At 71.8% G+C, this 13,293-nt stretch carries 13 protein-coding genes; 7 read left to right on the top strand and 6 right to left on the bottom strand.

Annotation, left to right across the window (positions count from 1 at the left end; translation table 11 throughout):
* Window positions 1-23: 23 nt before the first annotated feature.
* The 3 genes from FBZ33_RS16495 (at window position 24) to FBZ33_RS16485 (ending at window position 3,417) form a co-directional block, all read left to right on the top strand.
* Window positions 24-2,126, top strand: a complete 2,103-nt coding sequence (locus FBZ33_RS16495; RefSeq protein ID WP_255508899.1) for a sorbosone dehydrogenase family protein — start codon at window positions 24-26, stop codon at window positions 2,124-2,126.
* Between the two features lie 101 nt (window positions 2,127-2,227).
* Complete coding sequence (locus FBZ33_RS16490; RefSeq protein WP_141909739.1) at window positions 2,228-2,698, top strand: molybdenum cofactor biosysynthesis protein; 471 nt, start codon at window positions 2,228-2,230, stop codon at window positions 2,696-2,698.
* A 197-nt stretch (window positions 2,699-2,895) separates the two neighbouring features.
* Window positions 2,896-3,417: an SUKH-4 family immunity protein gene (locus FBZ33_RS16485; protein ID WP_141909738.1), complete on the top strand. Its 522-nt coding sequence runs from the start codon at window positions 2,896-2,898 to the stop codon at window positions 3,415-3,417.
* Window position 3,418: 1 nt separating this feature from the next.
* On the opposite strand, the gene FBZ33_RS16480 is transcribed toward FBZ33_RS16485, so the two are convergent.
* From FBZ33_RS16480 to FBZ33_RS16470, 3 genes are all read right to left on the bottom strand, one after another.
* Window positions 3,419-3,796 carry a nuclear transport factor 2 family protein gene (locus FBZ33_RS16480; RefSeq protein WP_088948564.1) on the bottom strand — a complete coding sequence of 126 codons (378 nt, stop codon included), beginning with the start codon at window positions 3,794-3,796 and terminating at the stop codon, window positions 3,419-3,421.
* Between the two features lie 104 nt (window positions 3,797-3,900).
* Window positions 3,901-4,338 (bottom strand): ATP-binding protein, encoded by a 438-nt coding sequence (locus FBZ33_RS16475; protein ID WP_255508898.1) that lies wholly within the window; start codon window positions 4,336-4,338, stop codon window positions 3,901-3,903.
* A 256-nt stretch (window positions 4,339-4,594) separates the two neighbouring features.
* On the bottom strand, window positions 4,595-4,927 hold the full coding sequence (locus tag FBZ33_RS16470) for a nuclear transport factor 2 family protein (protein ID WP_141909737.1): 333 nt from the start codon (window positions 4,925-4,927) through the stop codon (window positions 4,595-4,597).
* 179 nt (window positions 4,928-5,106) lie between these two features.
* Between FBZ33_RS16470 and FBZ33_RS16465 the strand changes: the two genes are divergently transcribed.
* Entirely contained in the window at window positions 5,107-5,493 is a 387-nt protein-coding gene (locus FBZ33_RS16465) for a DUF2267 domain-containing protein (RefSeq protein ID WP_088948561.1), read from the top strand.
* A gap of 113 nt (window positions 5,494-5,606) precedes the next feature.
* Here FBZ33_RS16465 and FBZ33_RS16460 read toward each other — a convergent pair whose 3' ends face one another.
* Window positions 5,607-8,012, bottom strand: a complete 2,406-nt coding sequence (locus FBZ33_RS16460) for a ricin-type beta-trefoil lectin domain protein (RefSeq protein WP_141909736.1) — start codon at window positions 8,010-8,012, stop codon at window positions 5,607-5,609.
* 244 nt (window positions 8,013-8,256) lie between these two features.
* Window positions 8,257-9,099 carry a copper resistance protein CopC gene (locus tag FBZ33_RS16455; RefSeq protein ID WP_185755321.1) on the bottom strand — a complete coding sequence of 281 codons (843 nt, stop codon included), beginning with the start codon at window positions 9,097-9,099 and terminating at the stop codon, window positions 8,257-8,259.
* 123 nt (window positions 9,100-9,222) lie between these two features.
* Between FBZ33_RS16455 and FBZ33_RS16450 the strand changes: the two genes are divergently transcribed.
* From FBZ33_RS16450 to FBZ33_RS16440, 3 genes are read left to right on the top strand one after another with little or no spacing between them, the layout of a single operon-like run.
* Window positions 9,223-9,696, top strand: coding sequence for a hypothetical protein (locus FBZ33_RS16450; protein WP_141909734.1), 474 nt, complete (start codon window positions 9,223-9,225; stop codon window positions 9,694-9,696).
* A 5-nt stretch (window positions 9,697-9,701) separates the two neighbouring features.
* Complete coding sequence (locus FBZ33_RS16445; protein ID WP_141909733.1) at window positions 9,702-11,039, top strand: hypothetical protein; 1,338 nt, start codon at window positions 9,702-9,704, stop codon at window positions 11,037-11,039.
* Window positions 11,040-11,075: 36 nt separating this feature from the next.
* A complete protein-coding gene (locus FBZ33_RS16440; RefSeq protein WP_255508897.1) occupies window positions 11,076-11,915 on the top strand; it encodes a nucleotidyltransferase domain-containing protein in 840 nt (279 codons plus the stop codon).
* Here FBZ33_RS16440 and FBZ33_RS16435 read toward each other — a convergent pair.
* Window positions 11,872-13,266 carry an FAD-dependent oxidoreductase gene (locus tag FBZ33_RS16435; protein ID WP_141909732.1) on the bottom strand — a complete coding sequence of 465 codons (1,395 nt, stop codon included), beginning with the start codon at window positions 13,264-13,266 and terminating at the stop codon, window positions 11,872-11,874. The two genes, FBZ33_RS16440 and FBZ33_RS16435, sit on opposite strands and share 44 nt — an antisense overlap.
* Between the last annotated feature and the right edge of the window lie 27 nt (window positions 13,267-13,293).

Genomic DNA, 13,293 nt, shown 5'->3' with positions numbered 1-13,293 from the left:
GTCCCACCGAGAAGGAGACACGCGTGCTCGTCCTCCACCGCCGCGCCCGAGGTGCCCGCCGGCCCGCGCTGACGGCCGGCCTCACCGCCCTCGTGCTGATCCTGTCCACAGTGCTCGCGTCGCCCGCCCGGGCCGCCGACGCCGTCGACGACCCGGTCCCCGAGATGCCGGTCCAGTCCCGGATCGGGCTGGTCCTCAGTGAGTACGCCAGCTTCCCGCAGTCGTACCCCACGCCCACCCCGACCGATGCGCGGCTCATGCGGACCGCGCGGATCAACACGGTGATGGAGTTGCCCGACGGCTCCGGCCGGCGGGCGGTGCCCGACCTCAACGGCAACCTCTACCTGGTCGAGGGCGGCGTGCCGCACGTCTACCTGGACGTGGCGGCGACGTTCGCGCCGCAGTTCTTCTCCGGTCGTGGGCTGGGCCAGGGCTTCGGCTACGTCGCCTTCCACCCGGAGTTCGGCGTCAACGGACGGTTCTACACCATCCACACCGAGCTGGCCTCCACGACGACCGCCACACCCGACCACGCCCAGCCCAACACGCTCTTCCACGGGGTCATCACCGAGTGGACGGCGACCGATCCGACCGCTGCCACCTTCGCCGGTAGGCACCGCGAGGTGCTGCGCATCGGCTTCGGCGGCCAGGTGCACGGCATCCAGGAGATCAACTTCAACCCCACGGCCAAGCGTCACGACAGCGACTACGGCCTGCTGTACCTCGCGGTCGGCGACGGCGGCCAGGGCGCCCGCAACACCGACCCGCAGAACCTGGCGCTGCCGCACGGCAAGCTGTTGCGGATCGACCCCCGGGGCACCAACTCCGCCAACGGGCGCTACGGCATCCCACAGGGGAACCCGTTCGTCGGCCAGACCGGCGCGCTCGGCGAGATCTACGCCGTGGGTTTCCGTGACCCGCACCGGTTCAGCTGGGACCGGGCGACCGGCCGGATGTACCTCGGACACATCGGTGAGCACGCCGTCGAGGCGATCTACGAGGTCCGCGCCGGCGACAACTTCGGCTGGAGTGAGCGCGAGGGCCCCTTCGTCTTCGACAAGGCCGCCACCAGCCCCTGCGACCGGCTGCTCCCACTGCCCGCCGACGACGACCGGTACGGCTACACGTACCCCGTCGCCGCGTACGACCATGACCCCGCACCGGGCTGGAACTGCACCGACGACGTCGGTGTCGCGGTGGCCGGCGGGTTCGTCTACCGGGGGCGCACGCTGCCCGCGCTGCGCGGCAAGTACGTCTTCGGTGACCTGGTCGACGGCCGGGTGCTCTACACCGAGGCGAACGAGATGCGCCGCGGCCACGGCCTGGCCCCGATCCACCAACTTGCGCTCTTCGACGCGGCGGGCGGTCCGGTCCGGATGCGGGACCTCTCCGGACCCGGAGCGCCCGGCGACCCCAACCGGGTGGACCTGCGCTTCGGCACCGACGCCGCCGGTGAGCTCTACCTCGTCGCGAAGGCCAACGGGAAGATCTGGAAGGTGACCGGCACGAGGGAGTTCGCCAGCGGCGACGTCGGCGACACCACAGTGCGCCGCACCGCCGGGGCGTCGAACTGGGCACCGGTGACCCCGGCGAAGTGGCAGTTCACCCGCGACCAGGTCATCCTCGCCGAGGCCGGGGAGAGCCGGCCGGGCCCGCGCCGGCCGTTCGAGTACGCCGTGCTGACCGCCGGCCCGGCGTGGTCGTCGGTGCAGGTCGACGCCCGGGTACGCCTCGACACGCCGGTGGACGTCAGCAACCGCGACGTGATCATCGTCTTCGGCTGGCGCTCGGACACCGAGTTCTACTACGCCCACCTCTCCACCGACAACACCATCTACCCGCACAACGGCATCTTCAAGGTCGACAACGCCGACCGGGAGCGCATCGACCACCAGTGGAACGGCCGCTCCCGGGGCGCCAACCCGGCGATCACCGATGCCGACTGGCACCGCGTCCGGGTGGTGCACCTGCCGTCCACGGGTGAGATCGCCGTCTACGTCGACGGAAACCGGGACCCGCTGATGACCGCGAAGGACACCACGTTCGGCTCGGGGCGGGTGGGCTTCGGCTCGTTCGACAACGTCGGCCGGGTACGGAACCTGACCGTGACTGGCACGCCGGCCTGAGCGGTGTCGCGGTGGGGACGGCGGCGAACGTGCCGCTGTCCCCACCGGGTCATCCGTCGACCTGCCCCGGACGACCTGGTCCGCTTCGTAGACTTCCAGCCATGCCGGAGATCGTCGAGTTGCTGGCCTCGCCCGTGCACCGCTTCCTGGGCCGGCCCGCCGACGGCCCGACCCCGGCTCCGCCCGGTGAGCTGGTCGACGTGGTCCGGATCCGGGCCGGCCTCGGCATCGTCGGCGACCGGTACTTCGGCCAGCAGGCACACCGCGACGCCAGCGTCACGGTCATCGCCCAGGAGTCGCTGCCGGTCGGCATCGGCCTGGCGGAGGTCCGGCGCAACATCCTCACCACCGGGATCGCCGTGGACGAGCTGATCGGCAGGGTGCTGGTGCTGGACTCCGGCAACGGCCCGGTCAGCCTGCGGGTCAACCGGGCGGCCCGGCCCTGCGCGTGGATGGACGTCACCGTCGGCCCGGGAGCGTGGAAGGCGCTGCGCACCACCGGTGGCATCCGCTGCACGCCCCTCAACGACGGCACGCTGCGCGTCGGCCCGGTCGACGCGGTCGTCAGCTGAGGAAGGGCTCGACGCCAGCGGCCCGGACGCCCTCACCACCAGATCTTGGACAGGTGGTGTCGGCCCGGTTGGCGGATTCGGCGAGGTGACGCCCCGGCGAGCTGCCGCGTGGTAGAACCAATCCGCACATCGGCTCGCAGGCCTCCGGGCAGCCGGGAGCTTGCCGGACAGGACCTCATCCGAACAGAGGTGGTGCAGTGCATCCCGAGCTGCGGCAGCTCATCGAGGAGCTGCGAGCCGATCTCGCCGACCAGCCGGCGAGCCTGGCGTACGCCGAGTTCGGCGAGGGCGCCGCCATCGATGTCGTGCCGGCGAGCCTCCCGGCCGACCTGCGCGATCTCCTGCTGGTGGCCGACGGACTGCGGGCGGGTCGGCTTGAGCTGGCGTCCACGTCGACCCTCGCCGGAATCCAGTACCACCTCGACTACGTGCCGGACTTCTCCACCATCCCCGAGGACCGGGCGGGCTGGCTGGTGGTGGGCACCCGTAGCGACGAGCCGATCTTCATGGACCGTGGCACGGGAGCGATCTGGTACTTCCCGCCCAACGGCACCGAGTGGTTCATGTCTGACGCGTTCGAGGAGCTGGCCCCCGACCTCGGATCCTTCGTGGACTACTACCTGCTCGGCCCGGGCTACGCCGACCTGACTCCGGCGGACGACAGGTGGTTCGCGTTCCTCGACGAGCAGGGCCTGCTCGACGACGAGGACGAGGACTGAGTCAGACCGGGCTGATGTGCGCGGCGAGGACCCGCCAGCCGTGCGGGTCGTCGTGGACCCAGGTCCGGGTGTAACGCAGGCGAGCGGCGAACGGTGCCCCCTCGAACACACCGGACACCCGGCCCAGGAAGAAGGTCACCCCGGTCTTCCCCACGACGAGCAGGTCCAGCTCCTCCTCGACCAGCTCCTGCACCACCGAACGGCGGTCCCGGTGCGCGGCCAGGTCGTCCTGCTTGGTGTGCGGACGGCCGTCCGGGCCGATGGCGATCAGCTGGTCGACCAGCAGCTGATCGAGAGCATCGACGTCGCCGGCCCGCTGGGCGGCCTGCAGGGTGCGCTCGGCATCGAGCAGCTCTGCCTCGCGTGCGCTGTCCGGCATCGTGCCGTCCTCCCGGTCGGGTCCGACCCGGGGTCACCGTCGGCCCGGGCTGTCCGCATTGTGGCAGGCAACGCGACCCGAGCGGGCGTGGATCGCCGCCCGGCTCACAGGCTCAGGCGAATCCGTACGACGGTCTCGCCGGGTCCGGTGAGCACGGCGACCTCGTCGCAGACCTGCTCCACGATCGCCAGCCCCCGGCCGCGGATCGAGTCGGCGGACGGCATTCCCTGGCCGAACTCACGCGCCGGCCCCCGGTCGACGACGTCGCAGAACAACTGGCCGGACTCGGCCCAGAGCAGGACCCGGCCGCCGCCGTTGGTGTGCTGCAGGGTGTTGGTGGCCAGCTCGCTGACCGCCAGTGTCAGCAGCTCCACCCGATGCGGCGGCAGGCCCCGGGCCAGCGCCCCGGCGCTGACGAACGCGCGCAGCGCTCGCACGTCGGTCGCCACCTGGTACCCCATGGTGTCCGTGACATGGGCGGGAACGCTCTGCTCGACCACGGTGTCGCGCCGCTCGGCCGGCATCAGCCCCCCGGCCGGCATCAGCCCTCCGGCCGCGGGTCGCCGGTCAGCGTCACCACGATCCGCCCGGGTGCCGTGGACCTGTTCGCCTCGACGTGCGCCATCGGACACCAGCAACCCTTTTCCGTAGCCACAGCCGTTGTCGCAACATCATGTCATCCGCCGACCCATGGGCCGTCTCGTCCGTTCGGCGGTTGATCACGTCGCGCGCCGGACCGGCCAGGCATCCGGCACCGGGCGGTCAGGGGGCCGCGTCGGCGCCGAGCAGCGACCGCTGCTACGGGCGGATGTCCAGGGCGCCGATCAGGTTGTCGCGCAGCGTGAACCGGTACCGCAGCTCGACCGGGCTGCCGGGGAAGTCGCCGGAGACCCGGGTGAGAGCCAGGTACGAGTCGCCGGCCTGTGGTGTGACGCGTACCGGCTCGGCCGTGTAGGAGTGGGCATCCATCGTCTTCTGCCGCCACGCGCGGATGGAGGCCCGTCCGTCGTACAGCCGGTCCTCGTCGGCGACGCTCGCGGTGTCCGCGAAGCAGGCGACGAAGGCGTCCAGGTCCCGGTCGTTGACGGCCCGAAAGTACCGGTCGATCACGTCGGGTAGGTCGACGGCCATCTGCTCCTCCTGCGGCACGGGCCGCCGTCGGGCAGCCGTCGGGTTCCCGGTCCGACCTCACCGTACGAGACTCCGACGGCGCCGCGCGGAGCAACCATCAGACCCGTCCGGCTCCGCCCGCCGGGTTTGCCGTCGACGGGCCCGGGTAGCCACGCATCTCCGAAACGAAGGGCGGGGGAATGGCCGAGCTGGGGTTCGTCGACAAGGTCGCGGCACGGGCGGGCGTCCCGCCGGAGCAGGCGCGCCCACTGACCGAGGCCGTTCTGCGGACCCTCACCGAGCGGCTCAGCGGCGGTGAGGCGGGCGCGTTGGCCCCCCACCTGGCTGACGAGTTGAGCCCGTTGCTGGTCAAGGCCGCCGAGCCGCCGGAGGCGTTCGGCTACGACGAGTTCCTCCGCCGGGTCGCCGACCGCGCCGGGATCGACCGTCCAGCCGCAGAGCGGGGCATTCGGGCGGTTCTCCAGACGATGCACCGGGTGGTCGGGCACCGGGAGTTCGAGGACGCCCTGGCCCAGCTCCCCTCGGATCTCCGCGCGCTGGCGCAGCCGCTGCCGCACGGTCCCTGACCGACGGCAGGCCTCACCGCCGCGCTGGCGTTGTACGGCCGGCGCGCCGGTGACCCTGCGCCACACGGTTCGGGGCGCGGCCCGACCCGGAGGCCGGACCACGCCCCCCGACGTCAGCCGGTTACCCCGGCACTGACCACCCACTTCTGGTGGGCGCCGCCCGCGTACGTGCCGAGCTGGATCTGGGTGCGGTCGGCGCTGCTACCGCCGGCGGCCTCCAGGACCTTGCCGGACTGCGGGTTGCGGATCGACCCGTCGGACTGCGGCTGCCAGACCTGAGCGGCGGTGCCGTTGCAGGTCCAGAGCTGTACCTTCGTGCCGTTGGCGGTGCCGCCGTTGTCCACGTCCAGGCACTTGCCCAGCACCCGGTACGTGTCGCCGACCTTCGTCCACGACTGCGCGGTGGTGCCGTTGCAGGTCCAGAGCTGGATCTTCGTGCCGTCGGCGGTGCCCGCGTTGTCGACGTCCAGGCACTTGCCACCGACGCCGGTGATGGTCCCACCGGTCGGCGGCGGGGGACTGCCGGGGATCGAGTTGAGCGTGTACCACGCCTCGGTGCTCCACAGTGACTGCCCGCTGGTGGAGGTGAACGGGCGCGGTGACCGCAGGTGCACCACCCTGCCGGCCTTGCGTCCGGGCACCGTGAGGCTGACCTTCTTGCCGTCCGCCGAGAGGGTGGCCGAGGTGACGGTCAGCGTCTCCTCGTCGATCTTCGGACCGCCGTAGTTCGAGGTCGCCACGTACCTCCACTGCTTGAGCTTGTACCGCGCGGCCAGGTCGGCGGCGGTCGCCGTCGACACGGGCTGGGTGTACTCGACCTCGAAGCCGGTCGTGGTGGCGCGCATGGCGAGCATCTCGAACGTGGTGGCGGTGTTCGGGGTGAGCTTCTGCAGGCCGTACGACAGCTTGCCGGTCTGGCCCCAGTTGCCGCCCGCGCCGAGCCCGCCGACGTAGATCGCGCCGTCCGGGCCGATGTTCACCTCGGAGACGCCGGCCTCCAGGCCCTGGGTGAGCCGGAACAGGGCGCCCTGGTATTCGCCGTTGACCTTCTCCACATTCGCCCGTTGCAGGCCGCCGTACGTCACGTCGCCGATGACGAACTGGCCGGCGTAGCGGCCGGTGGTCAGGTACAGCGGGGTGCTGGGCGAGTTGGCGATCTCGTTCTGTGGCATCCAGAGCACCGGCGGGGTGACCGGGTTGGTGTCGAACGGGCCGGCCGGGTTCGTGTAGTGGTTGAAGAACCGGCCCTGCTTGACGTGCACCAGCTTCGACGAGGGCAGCCAGCCGCCCTGGTTGTCGGTGACGAAGATGCCGCCCTCCGGGCCCCAGCCGATGCCGTGCGGGGTACGCAGGCCGCCGGCGACGTAGCTGACCGCGCCGGTGTCCTTGTTGATTTTGAGGGTGCTGCCCCGGTTGGCGGCGGGCTGCGGGTTGGTGGTGGCGCCGCCGGAGTTGATCGACACCGACAGGTTTAGGTAGAAGAACCCGTCCTGGTAGAGCAGGCCGAACGCGAACTCGTGGAAGTTGCCCCCGTACGGCCAGGTGGCGACGGTCTCCAGGCGCTCGGCCACCTCGTCGCCGCCGGTGTTGACCAGCCGGGTCAGCCGCTGCTTCTCCGAGACGTAGACCACCCCGTCGACGATCTTCAGCCCCATCGGCTCCTTCAGCCCGCCAGCGATCTTCTTGGTGGTCACGGCGCCCGGAGTGGTGGCGCCGCCGGTGTTGCCGAGGATCCAGACCTCACCGTCCTGGGACGTGCCGGACTGGTCGCTGCCGCCCCAGGTGGAGACGACCAGCCGCCCGTCGGCCAACCAGTCCATCCCGGTGACCTTCGGCTGGAAGCCGCTGGGCCGCAGGTTGGTCAGCGTGTAGCCCGGGTGCACCCCGGTCAGCGGCAGGCCGTCGCCGGGAGTGTCGGCGATGCCCTCGCACTCCTTGCGGCCCGGTGCGGTCACCCGGACGACGCCGGCGTCGGTGCTCAGCGTCGAGTTCGGTACGACCACGAACGACGACGAGCCGGGCGTCTTCCACTCCAGGGTGATCTGCTGCCCGCCGTCACGCTCGAAGTGGTCGATGCGCAGCGGGTGCAGCCCGGCGGTGAGGGTGACGGTGCCCTCCTTGGGTGGGGTCGCTCCGTGCAACCCGTCGTGGTCGATCACCACGGTGTTGTCGATCGCCAGTTTGGACCCGTCGTCGCTGCTGAGCCGGAACGTGTAGCTGCCGGCCTGGGTGGTGGTGATGTTGCCGAGCACCTGCGAGACGAAGTTGTCCTCGAAGCCGAAGTCGGCAGCCGAGGTCCAGTTGATTGTGGACATCAGCTTGTCCACGTTCGGGGTCTGCGCGGGCTTGAGTGTGCAGAGCGTGGAGAGCGGCACCTGCACGTCGAAGACGCGCAGCGTGACACCCGGTTCCTGCGCGGGGGCGGCGGTGGCCGGAGCGGCCCAGAGGCCGGCGGTGAGGACGAGTGCCAGGGCACCCAGTGCGGGTTTGTGGAGTCGGCGTAGCAGGCGTGTGCCCATCGTTCCTCCAGGAGGCGGTGGAGTGTCCGACGGCCGGCGCGGAGCAGCGGTGAGGATGGCCGTCGGCCCGGGTCCGTAACGTCCTCGACGCCGACGAGTGACGTTGCGGAAACACCGGGTGGATGGATCGAGACATTAAGGCGTTTCGATTGGAGTGTCCATGGCTTCGCCTCGATGCATCAAAAGTTCCTCGTGTCCGTGCGAAAGTTCGCGGTAGTACGCGCAGGTATGCGGTTTTGGCGGCCTATCGTCGTCCGCCTCGGGCCCGGCCACCAGCCCGGTTGCCGGGCTTGCGAAACGTGTTCGCCGCCTTCCCCGCGTTGGCCGTCTTGCCCGCCCTGCCAACCGGTCGGCGGGTCGCGGTGGCGCCTCCCCGTGCGGCGGGTCGACGGCGGGCCGCCACCAACACGATCGCGGAGACCACGGCGGCGATCAATGCCGGGACCAACCAGGGCGGGAACCCGCCGTCCCGCCGCTCTTCCGTGGCGCCAGCCGGATCGCTCACCGGGCCGCCGGTGGCGTCCGCCGGGCCGCCGGTCGCCCCGGGGCTCGCCGATCCCTCGCCCTCGGCCTGGGCGAGCAGTGCCGCGTCCGGCCCCGCCGTGGGCACCACCCAACCGGCTGGCGCCGGCGTACTCGGCCCCTGGTAGTCGAAGGTGACGTTGCCCCGCACCGCCTCACCGTCCGAGGCGACGGAGAGATAGCTGGCGGTGTAGCGACCCTTCGCCGGCCAGTGGGCGACGGTCACCATGGCCGGGAAGCCGGTGTGGTAGAGCCGCGGCTCGAACACACCGTTGACCATGAAGTACTCCTGGACCGGCTTGTTCAGGCGCTTCGGCTCGCCGAACGACCAACCACTGTCCACTCGCGACCCGTCCGGCCCGGTGACGGTGAAGTGGGCGTTGGAGGCCGGTTTCTCGGTGAAGTACAACCCCAACTGTGTCAGCGGCTCGCGCACGACGGTGCCGGTCAGCGGGGTGCTGGTTGCCAACTGGCCGTGCGCGGACGCCGGTGCGACCGGTAGCAACAGCGACACCACCACCGTCGCGGCCACGGCCGCCAGGGTGCGGCTCAGGATGTGACGCATAGTGACGAGCCTCGATTGCATTGGTTCATCATGGTCATATCCCCGCCGCCGAACAAGACGTACAGTTCTCATCCCCGACGATCAACCCGACACCCGTCCCCTCGCGTCGTTCGGAGCCCGCCCGTGTCCGTCCGTACCCCCGCCGGCCGCACCTGTGCCGCTCTCGCCGCCACCGCCCTCACCGCCCTGCTCCTCGTCGGGTGCGGCCAGGACGACGACCCCTCCGTCGCCGCCCCCTCGGCGGCACCGACGTCAGCCGCGCCGCCGAGCGCCACCACCGCGCCGACCCCGACGGTCGGCGCCACCCCGAGCGCCGCCGCCAGCACCCCGGCCGCGGACCGGGAGATCACCGTGACGATCGCGAAGCGGCGGGTCGATCCGCCGACCAGACGAATCACCGTGGGTAAGGGCGAGTTGGTTCGGATCACTGTCACCTCCGACGTGTCCGACGAACTGCACGTGCACGGCTACGACCTGGGCGCTCGACTGCCGGCCGGCACGCCCGGGTTGGTGGAGTTCCGGGCCGACAAGACCGGGCTGTTCGAGGTGGAGACGCACGAGACCGAGCTGGTGCTGTTCCAGCTCGTCGTCCGCTGAGCGACATGGCCGCCGCTCCCACGCTGCTGGCACACGGCGTCGGTGGTCGCCAGGACCTGCCGATCACGCTGTCGCAGCTCGTCGTCGCCGCCGCGCTGACCCTCGTCGTCACGTTCCTCGCCCTGGGCCTGCTCTGGCGTGAGCCGCGACTCGACCGGGACGCGACCGGGGGCCGACCGGTGCCGGAATGGCTCGCCCGACTCGTCGACGCGCCCACCTTCCGGTGGGTGCTACGGGTGCTCGGCCTGCTCGCAGCCGCCTGGTTCTGCCTGGGTCTGCTGGGCGGGCCGGACACGGCGGACAACCCGACGGCCGGCGCGCTCTACGTGCTGCTCTGGGTCGGGCTGGCGCCGCTGTCGCTGCTGCTCGGCCCGGTCTGGCGAGCGGTCAACCCGCTGCGCACCGTTCACCTGCTGGCGGCGCTGGCCGCGCGGCGCGACCCGCGCCGAGGGCTCCGTCAGCTGCCGGCCGGCGTGGGATGGTGGCCGGCCGCCGCCACCCTGTTCGGCTTCGTCTGGCTGGAACTGGTCGCACCCGACCGCGCCACCCTGCCGGTCATCACCGCCTGGCTCGCCGCGTACGCGGTGGTCATGCTGGCCGGCGCGACGGTGTTCGGCGCCGGCTGGTTCGACCACGCCGACCCGTTCGAGACGTACAGCGCCCTGATCGGTCAGCTCGCCCCGGTCGGCCGGGCCGCCGACGGCGTGCTGGTGTGGCGCAACCCGCTCGACGGGATCGCCGGGCTGCGGCCCCGCCCCGGACTGGTAGCCGTGGTGACCGTGCTGCTCGGCTCCACCATGTACGACAGTCTCTCCAACGCGCCCGGCTGGCTGCGGTTCAGCCAGGAGAACGGCCTGCACCCGGCGGTCACCGGCAGCGCCGGGCTGACCCTGGTCGTCGCCGCCGTGGCGGTGGCATACGTCGCCGCCACCGGAGCCGCCGCGCGCATCGGCCACGACCCGACCGCCGCCCGGGGCGTGCCGGGCGAGATCGCCCACTCGATCGTGCCGATCGCGGTGGGTTACGTGGTGGCGCACTACTACTCGCTGCTGATCCTGGAAGGCCAGCGCACCGTCGTGCTGCTCTCCGACCCGTTGGGCACCGGCGCCAACTGGCTCGGCACCGCCGGCTGGGAGCCGCACACCGGGCTGGTCACGCCGTCCGGGGTGGCCACCCTCCAGATCACCGTCATCATCCTCGGGCACCTGCTCGGCACGCTGCTCGCCCACGACCGCGCCCTGTACCTGTTCCCCCGGGCCCGGGCGGTGGCCGGCCAGCTGCCGCTGCTGGCGCTCATGGTCGCGTACACCGTCGCCGGTCTGCTGCTGCTCTACGCGGGGTAGCCCCGCCTGGTTCCGACCCGTGCGTCATGATGGCCCGTGGACTCCGATCTTCAGCGCTACCTCGATGACCTGGTCGCCGCCGCCCGCGACGTCCTCGGGGCCGACCTGGTCGGCGCGTACGCGGCCGGCTCGGTGGGGCTCGGCGCGTACCAGGCCGGCCGCAGTGACGTGGACGTGGCGCTGGTCAGCGCCGGTCCGCTCACCGACACCGCCAAACGGGCGCTGGTGGCGCGGCTGCGGCACGAGGCGCTGCCCTGCCCGGCGCGAGGGCTTGAGCTGGTCGCCTACGACCGGGCAGTGGCCGCCTCGGGCACCCCGGAACCCGGTTTCGAGGTCGAGATCAACACCGGGGCCGGCATGCCGTTCCGGTGCACCCTCGACCCGGCCGACCGGCCCGCCGCCGACGGCCGCTTCTGGTACGGGCTGGACCGCAGCATCCTGCACCAGAGTGGGCTGCCGCTGCTCGGGCCGCCAGCGGGGGAGGTCTTCGCCGACCTCACCCCGGCCAACCTGCGCCGACTCCTCATCGAGGCGCTGTCCTGGTGGCTGGCCCTGCCGACACCACCGGGGGACCAACCCGCGCCCGGCACGGAGGACGCGGTGCTCGGCGCGTGCCGATCGCTGGTGCGGCACCGCGACGGCATCTGGCTCGCGAAGGTGGCGGCCGGCCAACGACTGGTCGACGCCGGTGACCGGGCCGAGGTGATCGGCCAGGCGATCGCCGCGCGGCACGGCGGGCCGCCGCCCACCGGGGCGCAGGCCCGAGCCTTCCAACAACGGGTACGCGACGAGATCGCCGGTCAATCCGGGCCGGCCGCCAACGTGTTGACGGTCAGCGGACCGGGCTGGGCTGCAACGAGGCGAAGAGCAGGTTGAGACCCTCGGTCATGGTCGGGTGCGTGATGACCGCGTCGCGCAGGGCGGTCCACGGCATCCCGGCGAGCATGGCCAACTGCACCGAGGTGATCACCTCGCCGGCCTCGGCGCCGAGCAGCGCCGCGCCGAGGATCCGGTCGGTGCTGGCGTCGATGACCGCCTTCCACATGCCCCTGGTCTGGCGCAGGGTGCGCGCCCGGGGGATCGCGGCGACCGGCAGGTGGGCGACCTGGACGTCGTACCCGGCGCGGCGCGCCTCGGTCTCGGTGAGCCCTACCCGGGCCAGCTCCGGGGTGGTGAAGACGGTGTACGGGATCAACCGGTCGGCGGTGCTGCGCTGTCCACCAGCGAGGTTCGCCCGGATGATCCGGTAGTCGTCCAGCGAGACGTGGGTGAACTGCGGGCTGCCGGCGACATCTCCGGCCGCCCAGGTCCGCTCGGCGCTCGTGCACAGGTGCTCGTCGACCTCCACGAAGCCCCGTTCACTGAGGCGTACGCCGGCGGCGTCCAGGCCGAGCCCGTCGGTGACCGGTGCCCGGCCGGCCGCCACCAGCACGTCGTCCCCGGTCACGAGGCTTCCGTCGTCCAGCGTCACCCGGACCGTGCCGTCGACGTCGCGGTCGACCCGGGCGACCGCGACGCCCACCCGGACGTCGATGCCGTCGTCGACGAAGACGCGCATCACCGCGTCACTGACGTCGGGGTCCTCGCGGGTGAGCAGTCGCGGGCCGCCCTCGATCAGCGTCACCGCGCTGCCGAACGAGGCGAACATCTGCGCGAACTCCACCCCGACGCTGCCGCCGCCGAGCACCACCAGCCGGTCCGGCAGCCGGTCCAGGTGCAGCAGGCTGTCGCTGGTCAGCACCCCGGCCTCGGCCATCCCGGGCACCGAGGGCAGATGCGGACGCGTACCCGTGTTGATCACCACATCGTCGCCGCGCAACAGCCGCTCACCGCCGTCGGCGAGCGACACCCGTACGGTCCGGGGGCCGACGAACCGGGCCTCACCGATCACCAGGTGCAGACCGGAGTCGAGGAACTGTTGCCGGTTGGCGGCGACCATCCCCTCGACGACGTCCTGCTTGTGCGCGCGCAACAGGTCCACGTCGACCCGGCCGCCGTCCACCACCAGGCCGAGCGCGGACGCGTCACGCAGCAGGCGCGCTGCCCGTGCGCTGGTCACCAGCGCCTTCGTCGGGATGCACGCGACGTTGATGCAGCTGCCGCCGATCATGCCGCGTTCGACCATGGCGACCCGCTGCCCGGACCGGGCGACGTCCATGCTCAACGTCTTCCCGGCCTTGCCGCCGCCCACGACGAGCAGGTCGAACTCCTCCGGTCGGTCGGTCACCGGGTGCTCCTCTCGGTCGCCGGCGAG

It is taken from the genome of Micromonospora sp. A202, from assembly GCF_006715105.1.
Classification (GTDB): Bacteria; Actinomycetota; Actinomycetes; order Mycobacteriales; family Micromonosporaceae; genus Micromonospora; species Micromonospora zamorensis.
This window is presented reverse-complemented; position numbering and strand designations above follow the sequence as displayed.

Excerpts from the sequence above, each read along its gene's own strand:
- FBZ33_RS16490 (WP_141909739.1), top strand. The coding sequence starts at position 2,228 with ATGCCGGAGATCGTCGAGTTGCTGGCCTCGCCCGTGCACCGCTTCCTG.
- FBZ33_RS16480 (WP_088948564.1), bottom strand. The coding sequence starts at position 3,796 with ATGCCGGACAGCGCACGCGAGGCAGAGCTGCTCGATGCCGAGCGCACC.
- FBZ33_RS16475 (WP_255508898.1), bottom strand. The coding sequence starts at position 4,338 with ATGCCGGCCGGGGGGCTGATGCCGGCCGAGCGGCGCGACACCGTGGTC.
- FBZ33_RS16470 (WP_141909737.1), bottom strand. The coding sequence starts at position 4,927 with ATGGCCGTCGACCTACCCGACGTGATCGACCGGTACTTTCGGGCCGTC.
- FBZ33_RS16465 (WP_088948561.1), top strand. The coding sequence starts at position 5,107 with ATGGCCGAGCTGGGGTTCGTCGACAAGGTCGCGGCACGGGCGGGCGTC.
- FBZ33_RS16460 (WP_141909736.1), bottom strand. The coding sequence starts at position 8,012 with ATGGGCACACGCCTGCTACGCCGACTCCACAAACCCGCACTGGGTGCC.
- FBZ33_RS16455 (WP_185755321.1), bottom strand. The coding sequence starts at position 9,099 with ATGCGTCACATCCTGAGCCGCACCCTGGCGGCCGTGGCCGCGACGGTG.
- FBZ33_RS16445 (WP_141909733.1), top strand. The coding sequence starts at position 9,702 with ATGGCCGCCGCTCCCACGCTGCTGGCACACGGCGTCGGTGGTCGCCAG.